The organism is Candidatus Methylomirabilota bacterium (genome assembly GCA_036002485.1).
Taxonomy (GTDB): Bacteria; Methylomirabilota; Methylomirabilia; order Rokubacteriales; family CSP1-6; genus AR37.
The window spans coordinates 1-19783 of sequence record DASYTI010000205.1; the positions used below are offsets into that span (position 1 = coordinate 1).

At 67.7% G+C, this 19783-nt stretch carries 21 protein-coding genes; 13 read left to right on the top strand and 8 right to left on the bottom strand.

The features are described from left to right. Positions 1-22: 22 nt before the first annotated feature. The 8 genes from VGT00_18100 to shc form a co-directional block, all read right to left on the bottom strand. Positions 23-1096: an inositol-3-phosphate synthase gene (locus VGT00_18100; protein HEV8533341.1), complete on the bottom strand. Its 1074-nt coding sequence runs from the start codon at positions 1094-1096 to the stop codon at positions 23-25. Between the two features lie 289 nt (positions 1097-1385). Continuing rightward, positions 1386-2366, bottom strand: coding sequence for a lysylphosphatidylglycerol synthase domain-containing protein (locus VGT00_18105; GenBank protein ID HEV8533342.1), 981 nt, complete (start codon positions 2364-2366; stop codon positions 1386-1388). Between the two features lie 51 nt (positions 2367-2417). Continuing rightward, positions 2418-3581 (bottom strand): thiamine pyrophosphate-dependent enzyme, encoded by a 1164-nt coding sequence (locus VGT00_18110; protein ID HEV8533343.1) that lies wholly within the window; start codon positions 3579-3581, stop codon positions 2418-2420. A gap of 69 nt (positions 3582-3650) precedes the next feature. After that, complete coding sequence (locus VGT00_18115) at positions 3651-4286, bottom strand: ABC transporter substrate-binding protein (GenBank protein HEV8533344.1); 636 nt, start codon at positions 4284-4286, stop codon at positions 3651-3653. A 40-nt stretch (positions 4287-4326) separates the two neighbouring features. Further along, positions 4327-4767, bottom strand: a complete 441-nt coding sequence (gene mlaD, locus VGT00_18120) for an outer membrane lipid asymmetry maintenance protein MlaD (protein HEV8533345.1) — start codon at positions 4765-4767, stop codon at positions 4327-4329. Between the two features lie 18 nt (positions 4768-4785). Beyond that, on the bottom strand, positions 4786-5532 hold the full coding sequence (locus VGT00_18125) for an ABC transporter ATP-binding protein (GenBank protein ID HEV8533346.1): 747 nt from the start codon (positions 5530-5532) through the stop codon (positions 4786-4788). Between the two features lie 10 nt (positions 5533-5542). After that, entirely contained in the window at positions 5543-6226 is a 684-nt protein-coding gene (locus VGT00_18130) for an ABC transporter permease (protein ID HEV8533347.1), read from the bottom strand. Positions 6227-6502: 276 nt separating this feature from the next. Then, positions 6503-8422 carry a squalene--hopene cyclase gene (gene shc, locus VGT00_18135; protein HEV8533348.1) on the bottom strand — a complete coding sequence of 640 codons (1920 nt, stop codon included), beginning with the start codon at positions 8420-8422 and terminating at the stop codon, positions 6503-6505. 172 nt (positions 8423-8594) lie between these two features. Between shc and VGT00_18140 the strand changes: the two genes are divergently transcribed. The 13 genes from VGT00_18140 to VGT00_18200 form a co-directional block, all read left to right on the top strand. Then, positions 8595-9392, top strand: a complete 798-nt coding sequence (locus VGT00_18140) for a carotenoid biosynthesis protein (protein ID HEV8533349.1) — start codon at positions 8595-8597, stop codon at positions 9390-9392. A 4-nt stretch (positions 9393-9396) separates the two neighbouring features. Next, positions 9397-10413, top strand: coding sequence for an adenosyl-hopene transferase HpnH (gene hpnH, locus VGT00_18145; GenBank protein HEV8533350.1), 1017 nt, complete (start codon positions 9397-9399; stop codon positions 10411-10413). 5 nt (positions 10414-10418) lie between these two features. Beyond that, positions 10419-10787, top strand: a complete 369-nt coding sequence (locus VGT00_18150; protein ID HEV8533351.1) for a hypothetical protein — start codon at positions 10419-10421, stop codon at positions 10785-10787. Continuing rightward, the gene (locus VGT00_18155) at positions 10756-11502 is read left to right on the top strand and encodes a hypothetical protein (protein HEV8533352.1); all 747 of its coding nucleotides are present in this window, start codon (positions 10756-10758) and stop codon (positions 11500-11502) included. Before VGT00_18150 ends, VGT00_18155 begins: the two co-directional genes overlap by 32 nt. After that, a complete protein-coding gene (gene hpnA, locus VGT00_18160) occupies positions 11502-12506 on the top strand; it encodes a hopanoid-associated sugar epimerase (GenBank protein HEV8533353.1) in 1005 nt (334 codons plus the stop codon). The genes VGT00_18155 and hpnA overlap by 1 nt, the downstream gene beginning before the upstream one ends. Continuing rightward, positions 12503-13369, top strand: a complete 867-nt coding sequence (hpnD, locus tag VGT00_18165) for a presqualene diphosphate synthase HpnD (GenBank protein ID HEV8533354.1) — start codon at positions 12503-12505, stop codon at positions 13367-13369. Before hpnA ends, hpnD begins: the two co-directional genes overlap by 4 nt. Continuing rightward, positions 13366-13632, top strand: a complete 267-nt coding sequence (locus tag VGT00_18170) for a hypothetical protein (protein ID HEV8533355.1) — start codon at positions 13366-13368, stop codon at positions 13630-13632. The genes hpnD and VGT00_18170 overlap by 4 nt, the downstream gene beginning before the upstream one ends. Then, positions 13629-14654 carry an alcohol dehydrogenase catalytic domain-containing protein gene (locus tag VGT00_18175; GenBank protein ID HEV8533356.1) on the top strand — a complete coding sequence of 342 codons (1026 nt, stop codon included), beginning with the start codon at positions 13629-13631 and terminating at the stop codon, positions 14652-14654. The genes VGT00_18170 and VGT00_18175 overlap by 4 nt, the downstream gene beginning before the upstream one ends. Continuing rightward, on the top strand, positions 14651-15262 hold the full coding sequence (locus VGT00_18180; GenBank protein HEV8533357.1) for an acyloxyacyl hydrolase: 612 nt from the start codon (positions 14651-14653) through the stop codon (positions 15260-15262). The genes VGT00_18175 and VGT00_18180 overlap by 4 nt, the downstream gene beginning before the upstream one ends. An 11-nt stretch (positions 15263-15273) precedes the next feature. Further along, positions 15274-16275: a 4-hydroxy-3-methylbut-2-enyl diphosphate reductase gene (ispH, locus tag VGT00_18185; GenBank protein ID HEV8533358.1), complete on the top strand. Its 1002-nt coding sequence runs from the start codon at positions 15274-15276 to the stop codon at positions 16273-16275. A gap of 1 nt (position 16276) precedes the next feature. After that, the gene (locus VGT00_18190; GenBank protein HEV8533359.1) at positions 16277-17218 is read left to right on the top strand and encodes a fumarylacetoacetate hydrolase family protein; all 942 of its coding nucleotides are present in this window, start codon (positions 16277-16279) and stop codon (positions 17216-17218) included. Between the two features lie 126 nt (positions 17219-17344). Then, positions 17345-19423: an elongation factor G gene (fusA, locus tag VGT00_18195; protein ID HEV8533360.1), complete on the top strand. Its 2079-nt coding sequence runs from the start codon at positions 17345-17347 to the stop codon at positions 19421-19423. A gap of 59 nt (positions 19424-19482) precedes the next feature. Continuing rightward, a partial coding sequence (locus tag VGT00_18200; protein ID HEV8533361.1) for a threonine synthase occupies positions 19483-19783 on the top strand: 301 nt, incomplete at its 3' end.

The following is a 19783-nucleotide window of genomic DNA, read 5'->3' on the forward strand; positions in this document are numbered from 1 at the left end:
GAAGTCGGTTGCCCCGGCGGAGCTACTCGTCGCCCCGGATGAACTGCTCCAGCCGCGTCCGGGCCAGCTCGTCGGACCACTGCTCCGGCGGCGACTTCATCAGGTAGGCCGACGGGGCCGGGAGGGCACCCTTGAGCCCGCGGTCCATGGCGATCTTGCACGAGCGGATGGCGTCGATCACCACGCCGGCGGAGTTGGGCGAGTCCCACACCTCGAGCTTCAACTCGAGGTTGATGGGCTGGTTGCCGAAGCCGCGGCCCTCGAGCCGGATATGCGCCCACTTGCGGTCGGCCAGCCACGGCACGTAGTCGCTCGGCCCGATGTGGATGTCCGCGTCGGGGAGCTCGTGGGCGAGCTGGGAGCGCACGGCGTCCGTCTTGGATATCTTCTTGGACTGGAGCCGCTGCCGCTCGAGCATGTTGTAGAAGTCGGTGTTGCCGCCCACGTTGAGCTGGCTCGTGTGCTCCATCCGCACGCCGCGGTCCATGAAGAGCTTGGTGAGCACGCGGTGGATGATGGTCGCGCCCACCTGCGACTTGACGTCGTCGCCTACCACGGGCAGCGCGCGCTCCTCGAAGCGGCGCCGCCAATACGCTTCCCGGGCGATGAAGACGGGGATGCAGTTGACGAAGCCGCAGCCGGCCTCCAGGATCTGCTCGACGTACCACTTGGTCGCCATCTCGCTGCCCACGGGCAGGAAGTTGACGACGACGTCCGTGCGGGTCTCGCGCAGAATGCCCGCGATGTCCACGGTGGGGCCGGGGGCCTTCGTGATCAGCTGGGACAGGTAGTGACCGAGCCCGTCGTGCGTCATGCCGCGCTGGACGGGGACGCCCAGATGCGGCACCTCCCCGAAGCGCACGGTATTGTTCGGCTTGGCCCAGATGGCCTGGGAGAGATCGAGCCCGACCTTGTTGACGTCCACGTCAAAGGCCGCGGAAAACTCGATGTCGCCGACGTGGTAGCCGGCGAGACGCGGCCGCATCAGCCCCGGGATGAAGCCGTCATCGGGGGCGTTCTTGTAGTAGTGGACGCCCTGCACGAGCGCCGAGGCGCAATTCCCGACTCCCACAATGGCGACGCGTACGGATCCCACGTGGACCTCCCGGGTGAGATGGATTGGACCGGCGTAGTTTACCATAGCCCGCTAACCCGCCCGGCGGTTCCAACTCAGCTCTCGCCTCGCGACGCCCGGAGGCCGCCGCTCAGCTCGAACGGCGTGCCCGGGCGCACCCGCACTATTCGCGAACGCGCGTACAGCATCCTGGCCTCCCCCTGGTCTACTCAGCCCTCGCCCCCTGCGGGGGCAAGGGAAAAATGAATCCCTCTCCCTCGGAGAGGGAGAGGGCTGGGTGAGGGTGGCGTTGTCTCGCGAATAGCTCGGGCTAGTCGATCACGGGAGCAGCCGGGCGTGTCTTGAACGCGGAGAGCACTGCCATGCCGATGAGGACCCAGGTCGCCTCGCGGAGCCGGCGGACGAGCGTGGTGACCAGCCCGAGCGCACCGCCCAGCCCAAAGGCCGCGAAGATCGCGGCATTGCCACCCTCGAGCGCGCCGAGCGAGCCGGGGATCATGAAGGTCACGAACTTGACCGCGGTGCCGAACGCTTCGAGCACGAGGGCCGTGGCGAGCGTGACCGGCTTGCCGAGCAGGCCAAGGATGACATAGATCTCGAGGCCACCCACGGCCCAGGCGAGCGCGTGCAGCAGGGCCGAGCCGGCGATCCCGGCGAGGCGCTCGCGGTAGAATCGCCCGAGCCAGCCGTCGATGCGCGCGAGCATCTCGCGGTGGCCCTCGATCCCGCGGAGTCCGAGTCGATCGAGCAGCCAGGCGCCCCCACTACCGAGCACGCCCGCCCTCTGCGCCAGCGCGAAGCCGCCGGCGCCCGCGATTTCCGCTGCGAGCAGGCCCGTCATGACGTAGAGGAGGCTCCGCGGCGGCTCGAGGGCGAGCGCGAGCACCAGTCCCCCCGCGAGGAAGAGGGCCTGACCGATTACAACGGTGGTCTTGTCCACGATGACCGAGGCGAGCCCTTCGTCCAGCGGGAGATGGTCCCGCACCAGATAGGCCTTGAGTGGCTCGCCGCCGAGGGCAGCCATGGGCGTGGCGAGGTTGACCGCCTCGCCGGCCAGACGTGCGCCGATGAGGACGGTGAAGGGCACTCCATTGCCGGCGAGCAGAATGCGCCAGCCGAGGCTATCGAGGATCACGGCCAGGCTGAAAGGCATGAGGACCAGGACGGCGAGCCACCAGCCCAGTCTGTGGATGGCTTCCCACACGCTCGCCGGTCCCAGATCCCACACGAGCCACCCGATGAAGACCGCCCCCGCCAGGAGCAGGAGCACCCGCCTCCACCGTCCGGTCATCGTGCCGCGCGCGAACGACGGAGACGGCGCGCGCAGGTCACGGCGGGGTCGTCAGGGAGCGCTGCCCAGGGCACGGCGGAACCGGTCGCGGATCTCCTCGGGCGGGTAGGGAATCCTCGGTGCCGGCTTTTCCTCCGCAGTCACGCGCGCGAGGATGAAGCTCGGGCCTTCGCTCCGAAGCGCCTCGGTCAGCGCATCCGAGATGCCGCGCGCGGTGGCGACGCAGATGGCCCTCGCGTATCCCGCCGCCGCCGCCACCGCATCGAGACGCGTGGCCTGCCCGGGCGAGGGCTGTCCGCCCGTGGAGCCGTACACGCCATTGTCGAAGACGATGTGAACGAAGCGACGGGGGCGGCCCTGTCGCCCGGCATCGCCGATCATGGGCAGGATGCCCAGGTTCATGAGGAGATTGCCGTCGCCGTCGAAGACGACAATCGTGCGGTCGTCCCGGGCCAGGGCCGCCCCCAGCCCTATGGACGAGGCCAGGCCCATGGATCCGATCATGTAGAAGTTCTCGGGCCGATCGCGCACCGCGAAGGACTCGCGGCAGACATAGCCGTTGGCGTGCACGACGGGCTCTCCGCCCAGCGTGTCGATGGCCGCGTGCAGCGCCTCGGACCGGGAGATGGACGCGGCGGGAAGGGGGCCCAAGGTGGGGGCGATCCCGACCTCGATGGGTGCCTTGATCGCCTCGGGAACCTGATGGGAGCCCGTCTCGAGCAGGCCCGGCGGTACCAGCAGAGCCACCGGCTGGCTCAGTCTCAGCGATTCCGCACGCGCCCACCCGAGGTCGGCCGCGGCGCCGGCGGCCCCGAGCGTGCGATGCGGGATGTGGATCAGGTCCAGGAGGGCAGGGGAGATCTCGCCCATCACGATGTGCTCGGGCGCGTCGGCGCCGCCATGACCGCGCCAGGTCACGAGCAGGAGCGCGGGCAGCCGATAGAGGAGGGACAGCGAGACGAGCGCGTTGAGGCTCGTGCCCAGGCCGGAGTTCTGCATGATGACGGCGGGGGTACGGCCGCCGAGCCAGGCGCCCGCGGCGAGACCGACCGCGATGTCCTCGCGCACGGCTGGGATATACGGTGACCGCCGGGAGCGCGCGCCCGGTCGGCCCTCGAGCTCGGTGAGGAGGGCCTCCACGAGCGAGCAGGGCACGCCCGTGAAGAAATCGTAGCCGTGCTCGTCCAGAAGGTTCGCGAGGTCTTTGCCCGTCATGGCTCGGCGCCGCTTTGCCCACGGGTGAGCGTGGTCGGCGCTCCCCAGGCCCGCCGGCGACGCCTCGGACTAGTTCTTCATCTTCCTCTGTGCTTCTTCTCCCGCAAATTCGGTCTGCTTCGTCCTCATCTTCTCCACCAGCCCGTTGTAGCCGTTCGTCTGGATGATCTTGTTGAACTGGGTCCGGTAGTTCGAGACGAGGCTGATCCCCTCCACGCTGACGTCATAGATCATCCACCGGTCCCCGCGCTTGAAGAGCCGGTAGTCGACCGGCACTTCGGTGCCGTTCTTGGTCATGATCCTGGTGCTGACGGTGGCGAGATCGGCCTCGACGCGCTCGCCGCTGTAGACGATCTTCTCGCCTCCGTACAGCTCGATCTTCGAGATGTACGAGCGCTCGAGAAGGTCTCCGAAGAGGAACACGAACTCCGTGCGCTGCGGCTCGGTCAGAGGCTGCCAGTAGCGACCGAGCGACCGCCGGGCGATCTCGTTGAAGTCGAAAATCTCGTTGGCGATCTTGCGGACGGCCGTCCGACGCTCGAGGACCTTCCCGTCGCCCTTGAGGGCCGGACTGTCGAGGGTGGCCACCACGCGGTCGATGGCGCCTTTCAGCTGGTCGGTGGCCGCCCCCGCCACGGCCTCTGGCGCGGAGACGAGGACGAACAGGGCGGCGAGCCCGAGCCCCAGTGCGCGACGAACCCTCATCAGCCACCCTCCTAGACGGCGATGTTGTTGAAACACCTATCTAGACCTTGCCAAAGACATACTTGGACAGCAGCTCCTCCAGATCGATGGGCGGCTCCACCTCGGTGATCTTGCCCCCCGGCTTGATTATTCGGTCCGATCCCCCCGGGCTGAGATTGATGAACTTCTCGCCGATGAGTCCCCGGGTCTTGATCGACGCGATCGAGTCCTCGGTCAGCTTGACCCCGTTCCGGATCGACATCACCACGCGAGCCTGGTAGTTGGCCAGCTGGACCGCGCTGACACGACCGATCTCGACCCCGGCGATCTCGATGCTGGACCCGTTCTTCAGGCCGCCCGCGGAGGGAAAGTCGGCGGTGACGGTGTAATTGTGCCCCCCCACGAAATCGATCTTGCCGAGTTTAATCGAAAGCCAGCCCAATGCCAAGATGCCAAGCAGGACGAAGACTCCCACGGCCAGGTCCAGTAGAGAGCGTCTCATGAAACCCCTCCCTTTGCGTCATGCGGCATGATGGGTGCCCTCGACCTCCCCGTGGATGAACTGCTGCACGATCGGCTTCGGCGAGGCCTGGAGGCTGGCCGCGTCCCCCGCCTCGACGATGATGCCGTCGTGGAGCATGGCCACACGGTCGGCGATCTCGAAGATCTCGGGAATCTCGTGGCTGACCATGACCGCCGTGAAGCGGAACTTTCGGTGCAGGTCCCGGATGAGGTGATGGATGGTGTTGACGAGGATGGGATCGAGCCCGGTGGTCGGCTCGTCGAAGAAGACGATCTCGGGCTCGGTCACGAGGGCCCGGGCGATGGCCACGCGCTTGCGCATGCCGCCCGAGATCTCCGCCGGGTTCTTGTCGCCCATGTCCTGGAGCCCCACCTGCTCGAGCTTCTGCTCGACCCGCTGCGCGATCTCCGCGGGCTTGAGCTTCGTCTTCTCGCGCAGAGGGAAGGCGACATTGTCGAAGACGGACATGGAATCGAAGAGGGCCCCGCCCTGGAACACGACACCGTAGCGCCGGCGTACCAACTCGAGGGCCGCCCCCCGCAGCTTCGTGATGTCGACCCCATCCACGAGCACGGCGCCCGCGTCCGGGCGCATGAGGCCCAGGAGGTGCTTGAGGAGCACGGACTTGCCCCCGCCGCTCCGGCCGATGATGATCATGATCTCGCCCGTGGCCACGTCCAGGTCCACGCCGTTGAGCACGGCCTGGCGGCCGAAGGACTTGCGCAGGCCCTGAATTCGAATCATGAGAGCGGGATCACGGGAGCACCGAGCCCAGGAAATAGTTGAAGACGAGGATGAGCACGCAGGAGAGCACGACGGCCTCGGTGGTCGCGCGGGAGACGCCTTCGGCGCCGTGCCCGCAGTGGAAGCCCTTGTAGGTGCAGACCCACGGCACGAGGACCCCGAAGCAGACCGATTTCCAGAAGCCGACCATGACGTCCGACATGTCGGCGTAGGTCTGCATTTGCCCGAAATATGTCCCGGGCGACATGCCCAGCAGAATCACGGCCACCAGGTAGCCCCCGTAGATGCCGGCGACGTCGAAGATGGCCGTGAGCATGGGGAAGGTGATGAGTCCGGCCAGGATGGCCGGCACCACCAGATAGCGCACCGGGTTGAGGGCCATGACCATGAGCGCGTCGATCTGTTCCGAGATCCGCATGATGCCGAGCTCGGCGGTGAGGGCCGAGCCGGCCAGGCCCGTGACGAAGACGGCCGTGAGCACGGGGCCCAGCTCGCGCACGAGGGCGATGCCCACGGCTGGCCCCACGAAGGCCTCGGAGCCCACGCGCTGGAGGGTGAGGAAGACCTGCAGGCCCAGGGCCATGCCGGTGAAACCGCCCGTGAGGATCACGATCGTGAGCGATTTGAAGCCGATGAAGTAGATGCGCCCGGCGAGCCGGCCGAGCTTGAGGGGCGGAATGAAGACCAGGGCCACCGCCTCGCCGAGGAATCGCCCGAAGCGGCCCAGCGACTCGACGATGTACAGGGTAAGCCGCCCCAGCGCCTCGACGGGGCGCAGGGGCAGCGGCCAGGACTCCGGCCCGGCAGCTATGTCAGCCCTCGCAATCTACTCAGCCCTCGGCTCGCACCGTCGGTGCTTACCTCGAATCTACTCAGCCCTCGGCTCGCACCGTCGGTGCTTACCTCGAACGGCCACCACACGCGCGTGCCTGCGGCAGCTCGGCCGCCCCTCATCTCGAAAAACTCCCCTTCACGCCGTCGCGCCCCGGTACACGCCGAGGGCCCAGAGCGGGAAGTACTTCGCGTAGAGGTGATACTTGAGGTAGAAGACACGCGGGAAGCCGGTGCCATTCCACAGCGGGTCTTCCCACGAGCCGTCCGCCGTCTGCGTGTCGATGAGATAGCGTATGCCCTGTTCCACGGCCTGACCCTCGATCCGCCCTGCCGCGAACAGTCCCAGCAGAGCCCAGGCCGTCTGGCTCGGGATGGACTCGCCCTGGCCCGCCAGGGTCTCGTCGTCATAGGAGGCGAGCGTCTCCCCCCAGCCTCCGTCGGCGTTCTGACGCTGCTCGATCCAGGCGATGGCGCGCTGGACATAGTCGGCCGAGCAGTCTTCACCGATGGCCCCGAGCCCGCGCAGCACCGACCACGTGCCGTAGATGTAGTTGACGCCCCAGCGTCCGTACCACGCCCCCGTCTCGTGCTGGGTCTTGCGGATGAAAGCGAAGGCCCGCTGCGCGGCCGGGTGATCCGGCCCATGGCCGAGAGTGCCGAGGAGCTCGAGGCCGCGGCCCGTCAGATCCTCCGTCGAGGGATCGAGCAGCGCCCCGTGATCCGCGAAGGGAATATTGTTGAAGACGAGCCGGCTATTGTCGGCGTCGAACGAGGCCCATCCACCGTCGGATCCTTGCATCCCGACAAACCACGCCAGGCCGCGCTCCATGCACCGCGCCTTGCGCTCGGGGTCGAGGCCCTGGATCTTGGCGAGGGCCATCATCACCATGGCCGAGTCATCCAGGTCGGGATAGAAATCGTTGTGGTACTGGAAGGGCCAGCCTCCCGGCGGCACGTCGGGCCGCTTGACCTGCCAGTCCCCGGGTACCGTGATCTGCTTGTCCATCATCCACTCGCCGGCGCGGATGAGCTGGGGATGGTCCGGCGTCAGGCCCGACTCGATCAGGGCATTGGCGGCCAGCGAGGTGTCCCACACGGGCGAGACGCACGGCGTGTAGTGGAGCGAATCCGTTGTCTCGACGCCGAGATTCTCGATCTCCTTGATCTGCCCTCGGATGAGCGGGTGGTCCTCGGGATAGCCCAGGGTCCTGAGGGCCAGGACGGCATTGGTCATGGCCGGGAAAATCCCCCCCAGGCCTCCGGGCACGGCCAGGCGCTCCTCGAGCCAGCGCACGGCCGCCTCGATGGCGCGTCCCCGGAAGGGCCGCGGCCCCAGGCGCTCCCAGCCCTTGAGCGCGTCGTCCACGCCGATGAAGAGGTTCTTCCAGATGAAGCGCTTCGATGAGAACGGGCGAGGGATGCGCGGGAAGCGGAGGCTCGCGTGCTCGCGCGGCACGGGCCAGAGCTCGTCGAGCCGGCAGGACTCGGGCAGCCGCATGACGGGCTTGGAGTCCATGAGGATGAGGAGCGGCACGATGACCGTGCGCGACCAGTAGGACACCTCGAGGAGGTTGAAGAAGGACCAGCGGGGCAGCAGGATGATCTCCACGGGCATGGATGGCACGCCGCGCCAGTCGTATTCCCCGAAAAGGGCGAGGAGAATCTTGGTGAAGACGTCGGCCTGGACAGGGCCGCCGCGCTCGCGGATCAGCGCGCGCGCCGCCGCCATGGACGGATCATCGGCCGTCACCCCGGCGACCTTCATGGCGAAGTAGGCCTTGATGGTGGCGGACAGGTTGGCCGAGCCTCCGTCGTACAGGCTGTAGCCACCATCGGGGAGCTGACACTTCCGCAGGTACCGCACCATCTTGGCCTCGCGCTCCCGATCCGCGCGATCCAGCAGATGGCACAAGAGCAGGTACTCGCTCGTGATGGTGCTATTGGCCTCGGCCTCCCCGACCCAGTGTCCATCGGGGGCCTGGGTGGCCAGGAGGACGTCCCGGGCGCGGCTGATCGCGTGGTCGACTTCGGAGCGAATGGCGGTGGGCGAGGTCATGATGGGCGATGCATCCCCGGCGAAAACATCGCTCGATACTAGCACAGGCATGTGAGAGAGGGCACGCGCGAGAACGTTGGGCACTGGCTCGCAACTTGCCCCAGTGCCGGTGCCCGAACTCACCCACTGCAAACGTTGAAAGAGCGGGGTGATTCAGGGTAACGTGCCCTGCATGGCCCAGGACTGGGGAAGCATCGCCGGGCTTCTCGCCGGCACGGTCCTGCTGCGACCGTACGTCTTTGCCTTCCTCCTGGCTTTCCTGGTGGTGGCCGGCCGTGACCTTGGCGGGAGGCGGGCGACGGTGTGGCTGTGCTGGGGCTGGGCGGTGGCCTTCGTGGCCGAGTACTCCTCGACCCGCTCCGGCATCCCGTTCGGCCTCTACCACTACACCGGCTACACCGCCGATCGAGAGCTCTTCATCTCGAATGTCCCGCTCTTCGACCCACTCTCCTTTCCGTTCCTTGCCTATACCGCGTGGTGTCTCGCGCGTGTCGCCCTCGGCCCGGGCCGCCGCTGGGCTTCGGCGCTGCTGGGCGGCGCCCTCATGATGCTGGCCGACGTCGTGATCGATCCCATGGCCGTGGTCGGAGAGAAGTGGTTCCTCGGCAACGTGTTCTACTACGTCGAGCCTGGCTTCTATTTCGGCGTGCCGATGTCGAACTTCGTGGGCTGGGTTGTCGTCGGCTGGGTCATCGTGGGCGGCTGGCTCTGGATGGCGGGACGCTCACCGCGCCTGGGCTCGCCTCGGGCTGGAACGGCCCTGTACTATGGCATCGTGGTCTTCAACCTGGGCATCACGGCCTGGACGGGCGAGGGTAAGCTCTTGGGCATTGGAATCCTCCTCCATGTGGCCGTCATCATGGTACTCTACCGCCTGAACGCCATCTCGGCCGTCCGGGGTTGGGCAGTGGGCTCCCGCGGGGCAGCCCAGGCTACCGTCACCACCGTGACAGACGAAGGGGGTTCTTGAGTCGATGAGCGTCCCGATTTCCCAGATGGCCACGGTTACGGGGTATGTCGTCAAGCAGAAGCTCCGGGGCCGCACGCGATATCCCCTCGTGCTGATGCTCGAGCCCCTCTTCCGGTGCAACCTCGCGTGCGCCGGCTGCGGCAAGATCCAGTACCCTGCGCAGATCCTCAAGAAGCATCTCACCGTCGAGCAATGTCTGCGGGCCGTGGAAGAGTGCGGCGCGCCCATCGTGAGCATTCCGGGGGGCGAGCCCCTCATGTATCCCGACATCGACAAGCTGGTCGTCGAGCTCGTCAAGCGCCGGAAGTACATTTACCTCTGCACCAACGCCATCCTCCTCAAGGAGAAGCTCGATCTCTTCACCCCGTCCAAGTACCTGACCTTCAGCGTGCACATGGACGGCCTGCGCGAGGAGCACGACGATGCGGTGTGCCGCGACGGCGTCTTCGATCAGGCGGTGGACGGGATCAAAGCGGCCCTCCAGCGCGGCTTCCGGGTGACCACGAACACCACGCTCTTCGACGGCACCTCGCCCCTCCGGATGCGCGAGTTCTTTGACGAGATGATGACGCTCGGGGTGGAGGGGATGATGCTCTCGCCCGGGTACAGCTATTCCAAGGCGCCGGACCAGGAGCATTTCCTCCGGGAGTCCCGCACCCACCAGCTCTTCAGCGAGATGCTCTCGAATCCGAAGCGGCGCTGGAAGTTCAACCAGTCTCCGCTCTTCCTGCGCTTCCTCATGGGCAAGAAGGATTACGAGTGCACGCCCTGGGGCAATCCCACGTTTAACATGTTCGGCTGGCAGCGCCCGTGCTACCTCCTCCAGGAAGGCTATGCCGCGAGCTTCCAGGAGCTGATGGACAACACACGGTGGGAGAACTACGGCAAGAAGAGCGGAAACGACAAGTGCCGCGACTGCATGGTCCACTGCGGATACGAGGCAACGGCCGTCGACCACACGTTCAGCTCCTGGAAGGGTTTCGCGGAGACGGTGGCCGTCACCCTCACGGGCAAGCTGTAATCGCGATGAGTCTGGAAGGCTGGGCCCCGCAGATCAACGACTACACGTCCCTCAGCGAGGTGGTGGACTACGCCTTCGACTACCGGGGCAATACCACCATCGTGAAGCGGGACGGCAGCGAGCTCGTGGGCTATATCTTCAACCGCAACGCCGACGTGCCCGAGCCCTTCATCCAGTTCTTCGACGAGCAGGGCGAGGGCCCCTTCACTCTTCCCTACGCCGACATTGCCACCATCAAGTTCACCGGCAAGGACACCGCCGCCGGCAATAGCTGGAAGGCCTGGGTCGAGCGCAAGGAGAAGGAAAAGGCGCTCAAGGCGGCGGCCGCCGGGGCCGGCCCGCTTGGGCGCGATCCTCGTCCTCACGGCGGTTGAGCTCGAGGCCCGGGCGCTCGCCCGGGCGCTTCGGCTGCCGCGCCTCACGTCCTTCTCGTTCCCCGCCTTCGGGGATGCTCATCTTCGCCTCGCCCCCGTCGGTCTCGCGGCCCGCCTTCTCTCCGCGCGCTTCCCGGCCATGGTCGAGGGACTCGATCATCCTCTGGTGATCTCCGCGGGCGTCTGCGGCGCTCTCCACCCGGATGTAACCTGCGGTTTCCTCGTCCTGCCCGAGACGGTGATCGGCACGCTCGGAGAGCGATACCCGGCCACGGCCGCCCACCATCGTCGACACGCCGCCGCCTTCGCGAGCGCGGGGATGCGCTTCTCCACGGGCACGCTGGTGACCGTGCCGGAGGTGGCCGCGACGCCCGAGGCCAAGGCCAAGCTGCGGGCGGCGACAGGTGCCGTGGCCGTCGACATGGAATCCTCGCTCATCCTCCGGGCCGCCTTGGAGGCGGGCTGCCCTGGCCTCGTCCTCCGTGGGGTGTCCGACGACGCGAGCGACGGCCTGCCCCCCGAGCTCGCCGCGCTCCTCACGGCGGAGGGACGGGTGCTCAAGGCTCGCGCGGCGGAGGCCGTGCTGAGACATCCGGCGATATTGCCGAGGGCGCTCAAGCTTCGGCGCGTCACTCGGGGGGCGCTGGCCGCGGTGGCGGACGCCCTGCAGAGCTCGCTTGAATCCATGACGGCCGTCGAGAACGAATCCCGCTGATGGACGCGCTCGTCACGGGGGGCACCGGGTTCGTGGGCGCCAATCTCGTCCGCGAGCTCCTGGCCGACGGCCGCACCGTGCGGGTGCTGGCGCGACCGGGCAGCGATCGCCGTGCCCTGGAGGGCTGCCGGGTCGAGATCGCACACGGCGATCTGCTCGACCGGGACTCGATCCGTGCCGCGGTGAGGGGAGCACGGCGCGTCTACCACGTCGCCGCCGACTACCGTCTCTGGGCTCGGGACCCCAGCGAGCTCTATCGTGCCAATGTCGACGGCACGCGCCATGTCCTCGACGCCGCGGCGGAGGCCGGGGCCGAGCGCATCGTGTACACCTCGACGGTGGGCGCTCTCGGCATTCCCAAGGACGGCACACCAGGCGACGAGACGAGCCCCGTCGGCCTCGAGGACATGGTCGGGCCCTACAAGGCGTCGAAGTTTCTCGCCGAGCGCGTGGCCGAGGAGCGGGCGGCCCGCGGGGCGCCCGTGGTCATTGTCAACCCCTCGGCGCCGCTGGGGCCCTGGGACATCAAGCCGACGCCCACGGGGCGGATGATCGTGGATTTCCTCAAGGGCAAGATGGTGGGCTCGATCGACACCGGGCTGAATATCGTCCACGTCCGAGACGTCGCGCGCGGCCATATGTTGGCCGGCGATCGCGGCATGGTCGGGCAGAAGTACATCCTCGGCAATCGGAACATGTCGCTCATCGAGATCTTCCGCGCCCTGGCTGCTCTCACGGGCGTTCGCGCCCCGCGCTTCCGCGTGCCGTATGGCGTCGCCTGGCTCGCCGCCTTCTGCATGGAGGGCGCGGCGCGGGTCACGGGCGGCACGCCCGAGGTGCCGCTCAATGCCGTGCGCATGGCGAGGAAGCGCATGTATTTCAGCGCCGCCAAGGCCTTGCGCGAGCTCGGCCTGCCCCAGACGCCGGCGGAAGACGCGCTGCGGGATGCCGTCGCCTGGTTCGTGGAGCGCGGCTATGCGCCCCGGCCGGCCAAGGCCGCATGAACGCGACCAAGTTCGTCTCGAGGATCACGCGCAAGAGCCGCTCGAACTTCTTCTTCGCCTTCCTCACCCTCCCGCGCCCGCAGCGCGAGGCCATGTACGCGGTCTATGCCTTCTGCCGCATCGTCGATGATGCGGTGGACCTTGGGCAGGCGCGGGGACAGAGTCGTGTCGCTCAACGCGGGGAACTTGCGCTCTGGCGGGAGGAGATCCGGCGGGTCTACGAGGGCACGCCCGCGCATCCGGCGGCCGAGCGCCTGCAGGAGGCCGTGAAGCTCTTTGCCATCCCGCGCGCCGCCCTCCTCGAGATCATCGCGGGCGTGGAGATGGACCTCGAGCGCTCGACGTACGAGACCTTCGAGGATCTCTATCCGTACTGCTATCGCGTGGCCTCGGCCGTCGGGCTCTGCTGCATCGAGATCTTCGGCTACGCGGACACCCGCGCCCGCCAGTACGCCGTCGATCTCGGGGTAGCCCTCCAGCTCACCAATATCATGCGCGATGTGCAGCCCGACGCCCGCGCCGGTCGCGTCTACGTGCCGCAGGAGGACCTGCGACGGTTCGGCGTCAAGGCCGACGACCTCGCGGCGGGGCGGTACACGCCCGAGTTCGTCGAATTGATGGCCGCCCAGGCCGCGCGGGCCCGCACGTACTACGAGCGCGCGTGGGCGGCCCTGCCCCGCTCCGACGCCCGGACCCTCTTCGCGGCCGAGATCATGGGCCGGACCTATTTCGCGCTCCTCCAGACCATGGAGCGGCGGCGCTACCGTGTGTTCGGCGAGCGCGTGAGCGTGCCCACTCCCAAGAAGCTCGGCATCGCTCTTCGCTGCTGGACCCGCTCGCGCTGGGGAGAACGTGGGACGTGAAGGCCGCGGTGTACCGGGGGCGGGGCCGCCTCGAAGGGGCGACGCTGCCCTTGCCCCTCGCTGATCTCTACCATCGCGAGCTCACCCTCTCCGCCACCTACTCGTCATCGCCGGCGGAGCTTTGCGAAGCCTTTGCGTTGCTGGCCGCGGGCAAGATTCGCGTCGATGGGCTCATCACCCGCCGCCTGCCTCTCGGCCAGCGTGCCCAGGGCGTCGAGCTGATGCGGCGACACGAAGCCGTCAAGGTCTACATCACGCCGTGAAAGCGCAAGTCTTCCATGGGCCGGGAGATCTTCGCTTCGAAGAGCTCCCCATTCCGGAGCCGAGGGCGGGGGAAATCGTCGTCAAGATCGAGGCCGCCCTCACCTGCGGCACGGACGTCAAGGTGCTCCGGCGCGGCCACCCCGTCATGATTCCTCATGTCCCCACGGTCTTCGGCCACGAGTTCGCGGGCACGGTGACGCGCGTGGGATCGGGAGGGTCCGACGTGCGAGAGGGAGACCGCGTCGTCGCCGCCAACTCAGCGCCGTGCCGGGCCTGTCGCTTCTGCCGTGAAGGCCGCCACAATCTGTGCGAAGACCTCCTCTTCGTCAATGGCGCCTACGGGGAGTTCATCGCCTTGCCGCCCCGGCTCTGCGCCACCAATGTCGTGCGCCTCGGCGCATCCGTGCCGGCTCGCCGCGCCGCCTTCGCCGAGCCGCTGGCCTGCGCGCTCCTCGGGGTCGAGCGGGGACGCGTGGAGGCGGGCATGACGGTGACGGTGATCGGTCACGGGCCACTCGGCTGTCTCCTGGCCCTGTCTGCCGCGCAGCGCAAGGCCAGGGTCATCCTCATCGGCAAGCCCGGCTGGCGGCTCGAACGGGTGCGGGAGCTGGGCCTCGCCGAATGCCTCGAGAGCTCGGGGGCCCACGATCTGGTGGGCCAACTCCGCGAGGTGACGAGCGGTCGGGGACCCGAGGTCGTGATCGACGCCACGGGCCGTCCCCAGGTCTGGGAGCAGGCCGTGGCTGCTGTGGGGCGCGGGGGGACCGTGGTATTCTTTGGCGGTTGCGCTCCGGGCACCACCATCGCCGTGGACACGCGGCGGGCGCACTACGAGGAGCTGGCTCTGGTGGGAGCTTTCCACCACACCCCGGCTCTGATCCGGCAGGCCGTCGGGCTCCTCGAGTCCGAGAGCCTGGTGCCTGACGGTCTGGTCACTCACACCATGGGCCTCGAGCGAGTCCGCGAGGCCTTGGGGCTGATGGAGCGCGGAGAGGCGCTCAAGGTGCTGATCGAGCCATGATGAGACGTTACGCGCTGGGCTTGACCCTGGTCGTGCTCGCGACGGCAGCCGCTCCGATGACGGCCTCCGCCTTCGACGCCGAGCAGGAGTTCGCCCAGGGGACGAAGGCGATCGGACTGGCCCTGGGCGGCGGCGCTCAGAACAATGTCGAGAACCACGGGAAGCTCTCGGGCATCTCCTTCGTCAACGTCAATCCCCGGTTCTCGTACTTCTTCTTCGAGCCGTTCGGCCCGGCCATTCTCCGCGGCGCCTTCGAGGCCGGCCTGGAGGGCTGGTTCCAGTATTACCTCTCTCCCGAGGAGGCGACGGCCGAAGGGTTGAAGCTGACCTTCCGCCAGCACCTTCTCGGGCTGTCCCTCGGCCGCTTCGTGCCGTACCTCGAGGGGACGGCGGGGGCGGCAGGCACGAACCTCAAGGTGCTGGAGATCGACTCGCCTTTCACCTTCGTCCTCGAAGCCGGCCTCGGCATCTCCTACTTCATCACGCCGGGACTGGCCGTCAATGTCGGGTACCGCTTCCAGCACATCTCCAACGGGCACGTGTACGACAAGAACCGCGGCTTCAATTCGGACAGCGGTATCGTGGGCCTGACCTGGTATTTCAAGTAGACTGAGGGCATATGACCACCATCCCCCTCCAGGAAATCGTGCTCGCGGGCCCGCGCGGCTTCTGCGCCGGCGTGGACCGCGCCATCGATATCGTCGAACTGGCCCTGCAGGTGTGCCCGCCCCCCGTGTACGTGCGCCGGGAGATCGTGCACAACCGCCACGTCGTCGAGGCCCTTCGGGCCAAGGGCGCCCACTTCGTGGACGAGCTCGACGAGGTGCCCGACGACGCCACGGTGATCTTCAGCGCGCACGGTGTGTCGCCGGCCGTGCGCCAGGAGGCGCGGCGGCGCGGGCTGCGGGTGATCGACGCCACCTGTCCGCTCGTGACCAAGGTGCACCTCGAGGCCATCCGCTACGCGCGCGAGGGGTACAGCATCGTGCTGGTCGGCCACGCCGACCACGACGAGGTCGTGGGCACCATGGGGGAGGCGCCCGAGCGCATGTTCCTCATCGCGCACCCCGAGGAAGTGGACCGGCTCGACATCCCCGATCCGAGCAAGGTCGCCTACCTGACCCAGACCACGCTCAGCGTGGACGACACGCGCGACTGCATCGAGGCGCTGCGCCGCCGCTTCCCCAAGATCGCGGGCCCCGCCAAGGACGATATCTGCTACGCGACCCAGAACCGCCAGGCTTCGGCCAAGACGGTGGCGGGAGAGGTCGATGTCCTCCTCGTCATCGGTGCCGCCAACAGCTCGAACGCCAATCGGCTCGTCGAGGTCTCCACGGTGATGGGCACGCCCTCCTACCTCATCAATGACAAGAACGATATCAAGGCCGAGTGGCTGGACGGCTCGAAGCGCGTCGGGGTCACCGCGGGTGCCTCCACGCCGGAGTTCTTGGTCACCGAGGTCGTGGAGGCCCTCCAGCTGGCCGGCCGGGTCGCGGTACGCGAGGTCCACGTCGTCGAGGAGGATGTGCGCTTCGGGCTGCCGCGCGAGCTCGAGGACATCGCCCGCCAGGGCGGCAAGACCCTGCCCCAGCGGAGCGGCGCCGCGGCGGTGAGCGAGTAGCATGCACCTGGTGACCTTTCGCCGGGGCCGTGGCGAGCCCAAGGTGGGCGCGGTGTGGCTCGAGGTGGTGCTGGACCTGGCCGGCCTCGCCAAGGATCTGGCGGCCCAGCGCGGCGCGGTTCGCCGGGGACGCGGGGGCTTTCCCAGGAGCGTGCTCGAGCTCATCCAGGGCGGCGAGGCCGCGTGGGCCCTCGGCCGCGAGGCCTGGGACCATGGCAAGCGCCTCGTGGACCAGCAGGCCATCGAAGATCTGGCCGGACGCAAGCTGGCCTATCCCCTCAAGCGCGTCCGGCTGCTCGCCCCCATCCAGCACCCCGCGCGCAACGTCTTCTGCCTGGGCCGGAACTATGCCGACCACGCCGCCGAACGCGGCGCCGCCGTGCCCGAGCATCCCGTGTACTTTACCAAGCCCGGCACCGCGGTGGTCGGCCCGGGCGACGACGTGGTGCATCACGCCATCACCACCGAGCTCGACTACGAGGTCGAGCTGGCCGTGGTGCTCGGCACGGCGGGCCGGGACATCAGCCGCCCGGATGCCCTCAAGCACGTCTTCGGCTACACGGTGATCAACGACGTGACGGCGCGCGACCTCCAGAAGCGCCACACCCAGTGGTTCAAGGGCAAGTCGCTCGATACCTTCTGCCCCATGGGCCCCGTCCTCGTCACCGCCGACGAGATCCCGGATCCTCAGGCCCTCAGCATCTCGATGCGGGTCAATGGACAGGTGCGGCAGTCCAGCCACACCTCCAAGATGATCTTTCCGGTGGATCAGTGCATCGAGGTCCTCTCGCGCGGCATGACGGTGCTGCCCGGCGACATCATCGCCACGGGCACCCCGGACGGGGTGGGGGCCGCCACCGGCAACTTCCTCAAGGCCGGGGACCGCCTGGAGGCCGAGGTCGAGAAGATCGGCGTGCTCGCGAACAAAGTCGTCCGCCCCTAGCCAGCACCGCCAAGCGCGCGCTCCCCGCTGGAACACTCCGTGACGCTGTGGTAGCATCCCCTTTCACATCGTGCTTTCTCCTGCAGTCGAAGTTTCCCTACGCGACGGGGCCGAGGGGAGGCAGGCATGGCGACGGACATCTCCAAGATCCGCAACGTCGGCTTCGCGGGGCATGGCGGAGTCGGCAAGACATCGCTGGTGGAAGCCATCCTCTTCGCGGCCGGCGCCACCAACCGGCTCGGCAAGGTCGATGAGGGGACGACCACCACCGACTTCGATCCCGACGAGATCAAGCGCAAGATCTCGCTCGGCACCTCCGTGGCCTTCTGCGACTGGAAGGGTCACCGCCTCAACCTGATCGACACGCCCGGATATGGCGACTTCGTGGCGGACGCGCGGGCGGGGCTGCGCGCGGCCACCGCCGCCGTCATCGTCGTCGACGCGGTGGCCGGCGTGCAGGTGCAGACGGAGAAGGTGTGGAAGTTCTCCAACGAGTACGCCCTGGCCCGCGCCATCGTCATCAACCGCCTCGACCGTGAGCGCGCGGATTTCTTTCGCACCCTCGAGTCGCTCCAGAAGCGCCTCAAGGGCCGGCTGTGCCCGCTCCAGCTTCCCGTGGGATCGGAGTCCGGGTTCGCGGGCGTCGTCGATCTCGTGGCCATGAAGGCGCTCGTCACCGCCGACGGCAAGGGGAAGGAGACGGAGATTCCCGCCGAGGTCATGGACGACGCCAAGACGTGGCGGGAGAAGCTGGTGGAGGCGGTGGCCGAGACGGACGATGACCTCCTGGCCAAGTACCTCGAGGAAGGCGGCATCAGCGAAGACGAGATGGTCAAGGCGCTCGGCAAGGCCATCGCATCCGGAAGCCTCGTGCCCGTCCTCGCCGCTTCCGCCACCAAGGGCCTGGGTGTCCAGCCGCTCATGGACCTCATCGTCAAGGAGTTCCCGTCGCCCGCCGACCTGAGCGCCGTGGAGGGGACCGATCCGCGAACGAAGCAGGCGGTGACGCGCGCCGGCGACCCCAAAGCGCCGCTCTCCGCCGTCGTCTTCAAGACCATCGCCGATCCGCACGTGGGCAAGCTCTCGCTCTTTCGCGTCTACTCGGGCACCTTCAGGGCCGACAGCCAGGTGCTCAACGCCTCGCGCGGCGGCAAGGAGCGCATCGGGCATCTGGGCCATCTCATGGGCAAGACCCAGAAGGCCGTGGAGTCACTCGGCCCCGGTGAGATCGGCGTGGTGGCCAAGCTCAAGGACACCCTGACCGGCGACACCCTCTGCGATGAAGGCCAGCCGGTCATCCTGCCCGCCATCGTCTTCCCCGAGCCCTCCATCTCCTTCGCCATTCAGCCCAAAAGCCGCGGCGACGAGGACAAGATCTCCACGGCGCTCCATCGCATGGCCGAGGAGGATCCCACGCTCCATCATCACTATGATCCCGAGACGAAGCAGCTCCTCGTCTCCGGCATGGGCCAGCTCCACGTCGAGACGGTGGTGGAGCGGATGAAGCGCAAGTACAACGTGGAGGTCAATCTCCTGCCCCCGCGCATCCCCTACAAGGAGACCGTGAAGGGGCGCGCCGAGGTCCAGGGCAAGTACAAGAAGCAGACGGGCGGCCGGGGACAGTACGGCGACGTCTGGCTCAAGGTCGAGCCGCTCCAGCGGGGCGGCGGGTTCGAGTTCGTGGACGACATCTTCGGCGGCTCGGTGCCCCGCAACTTCATCCCCTCGGTGGAGAAGGGCGTGCGCGATTGCATGAAGCGCGGCATCTTCGCGGGATATCCCGTGGTGGACCTGCGGGTGACCCTCTACGACGGCTCCTATCACGACGTCGACTCGTCCGACATGGCCTTCCAGATCGCCGCCTCCATGGGGCTGCAGAAGGGCTTCATGGAGGCGCATCCGATCCTCCTCGAGCCCATCATGAATATCGAAGTCACCGCTCCCTCCGACAACGCGGGCGATGTCATCGGCGATCTCAACGGCCGCCGCGGGCGCATCGTGGGCATGGAGCCGGATGGCGAGATCGTCTCCGTGCGGGCGCAGGCGCCCATGTCCGAGATGCTGACCTATGAATCCTCCCTTCGCTCCATGACGGGGGGGCGGGGCGCCTACTCCATGGAGTTCTCGCACTACGAGGAAGTGCCGACCCACCTCGCCGAGAAGGTCGTGGCCGCCGCCAAGGCCGAGAAAGAGAAGGCTCATTGAACTTCGAGCTGAATACCGGCCGGGGCCGAAGGCCCAGGTCGGTATGAGGCGAGTGCTGAGTGAATCCTAGCTTCGTCTCCCACATCGAGTGCACCGTCTGCGGCCGGCGTCACGAAGCCGGCCGCCTCCTCACCGTGTGCGAAGGCTGCGGCCAGATGCTGGCCGTCCGCTACGACCTGCCCAAAGTCGCCGCCTCGGTCACCAAGGACGATCTCCTCCGCCGTCCGCCGGGCATGTACCGATTCCGCGAGATGACCCCGCTCGACCCGGGCGAGGAGCCCATCACCTTGGGCGAGGGCGGTACCCCCTTCCTGCCGCTGCCACGCCTGGCTCGCCATCTGGGCATGCGGCACCTCTGGG

Excerpts from the sequence above, each read along its gene's own strand:
- hpnD (HEV8533354.1), top strand. The coding sequence starts at position 12,503 with ATGAACGCGACCAAGTTCGTCTCGAGGATCACGCGCAAGAGCCGCTCG.
- VGT00_18110 (HEV8533343.1), bottom strand. The coding sequence starts at position 3,581 with ATGACGGGCAAAGACCTCGCGAACCTTCTGGACGAGCACGGCTACGAT.
- fusA (HEV8533360.1), top strand. The coding sequence starts at position 17,345 with ATGGCGACGGACATCTCCAAGATCCGCAACGTCGGCTTCGCGGGGCAT.
- VGT00_18140 (HEV8533349.1), top strand. The coding sequence starts at position 8,595 with ATGGCCCAGGACTGGGGAAGCATCGCCGGGCTTCTCGCCGGCACGGTC.
- VGT00_18125 (HEV8533346.1), bottom strand. The coding sequence starts at position 5,532 with ATGATTCGAATTCAGGGCCTGCGCAAGTCCTTCGGCCGCCAGGCCGTG.
- VGT00_18150 (HEV8533351.1), top strand. The coding sequence starts at position 10,419 with ATGAGTCTGGAAGGCTGGGCCCCGCAGATCAACGACTACACGTCCCTC.
- VGT00_18105 (HEV8533342.1), bottom strand. The coding sequence starts at position 2,366 with ATGACCGGACGGTGGAGGCGGGTGCTCCTGCTCCTGGCGGGGGCGGTC.
- VGT00_18180 (HEV8533357.1), top strand. The coding sequence starts at position 14,651 with ATGATGAGACGTTACGCGCTGGGCTTGACCCTGGTCGTGCTCGCGACG.
- VGT00_18115 (HEV8533344.1), bottom strand. The coding sequence starts at position 4,286 with ATGAGGGTTCGTCGCGCACTGGGGCTCGGGCTCGCCGCCCTGTTCGTC.
- hpnA (HEV8533353.1), top strand. The coding sequence starts at position 11,502 with ATGGACGCGCTCGTCACGGGGGGCACCGGGTTCGTGGGCGCCAATCTC.
- hpnH (HEV8533350.1), top strand. The coding sequence starts at position 9,397 with ATGAGCGTCCCGATTTCCCAGATGGCCACGGTTACGGGGTATGTCGTC.
- mlaD (HEV8533345.1), bottom strand. The coding sequence starts at position 4,767 with ATGAGACGCTCTCTACTGGACCTGGCCGTGGGAGTCTTCGTCCTGCTT.
- shc (HEV8533348.1), bottom strand. The coding sequence starts at position 8,422 with ATGACCTCGCCCACCGCCATTCGCTCCGAAGTCGACCACGCGATCAGC.
- VGT00_18190 (HEV8533359.1), top strand. The coding sequence starts at position 16,277 with ATGCACCTGGTGACCTTTCGCCGGGGCCGTGGCGAGCCCAAGGTGGGC.
- ispH (HEV8533358.1), top strand. The coding sequence starts at position 15,274 with ATGACCACCATCCCCCTCCAGGAAATCGTGCTCGCGGGCCCGCGCGGC.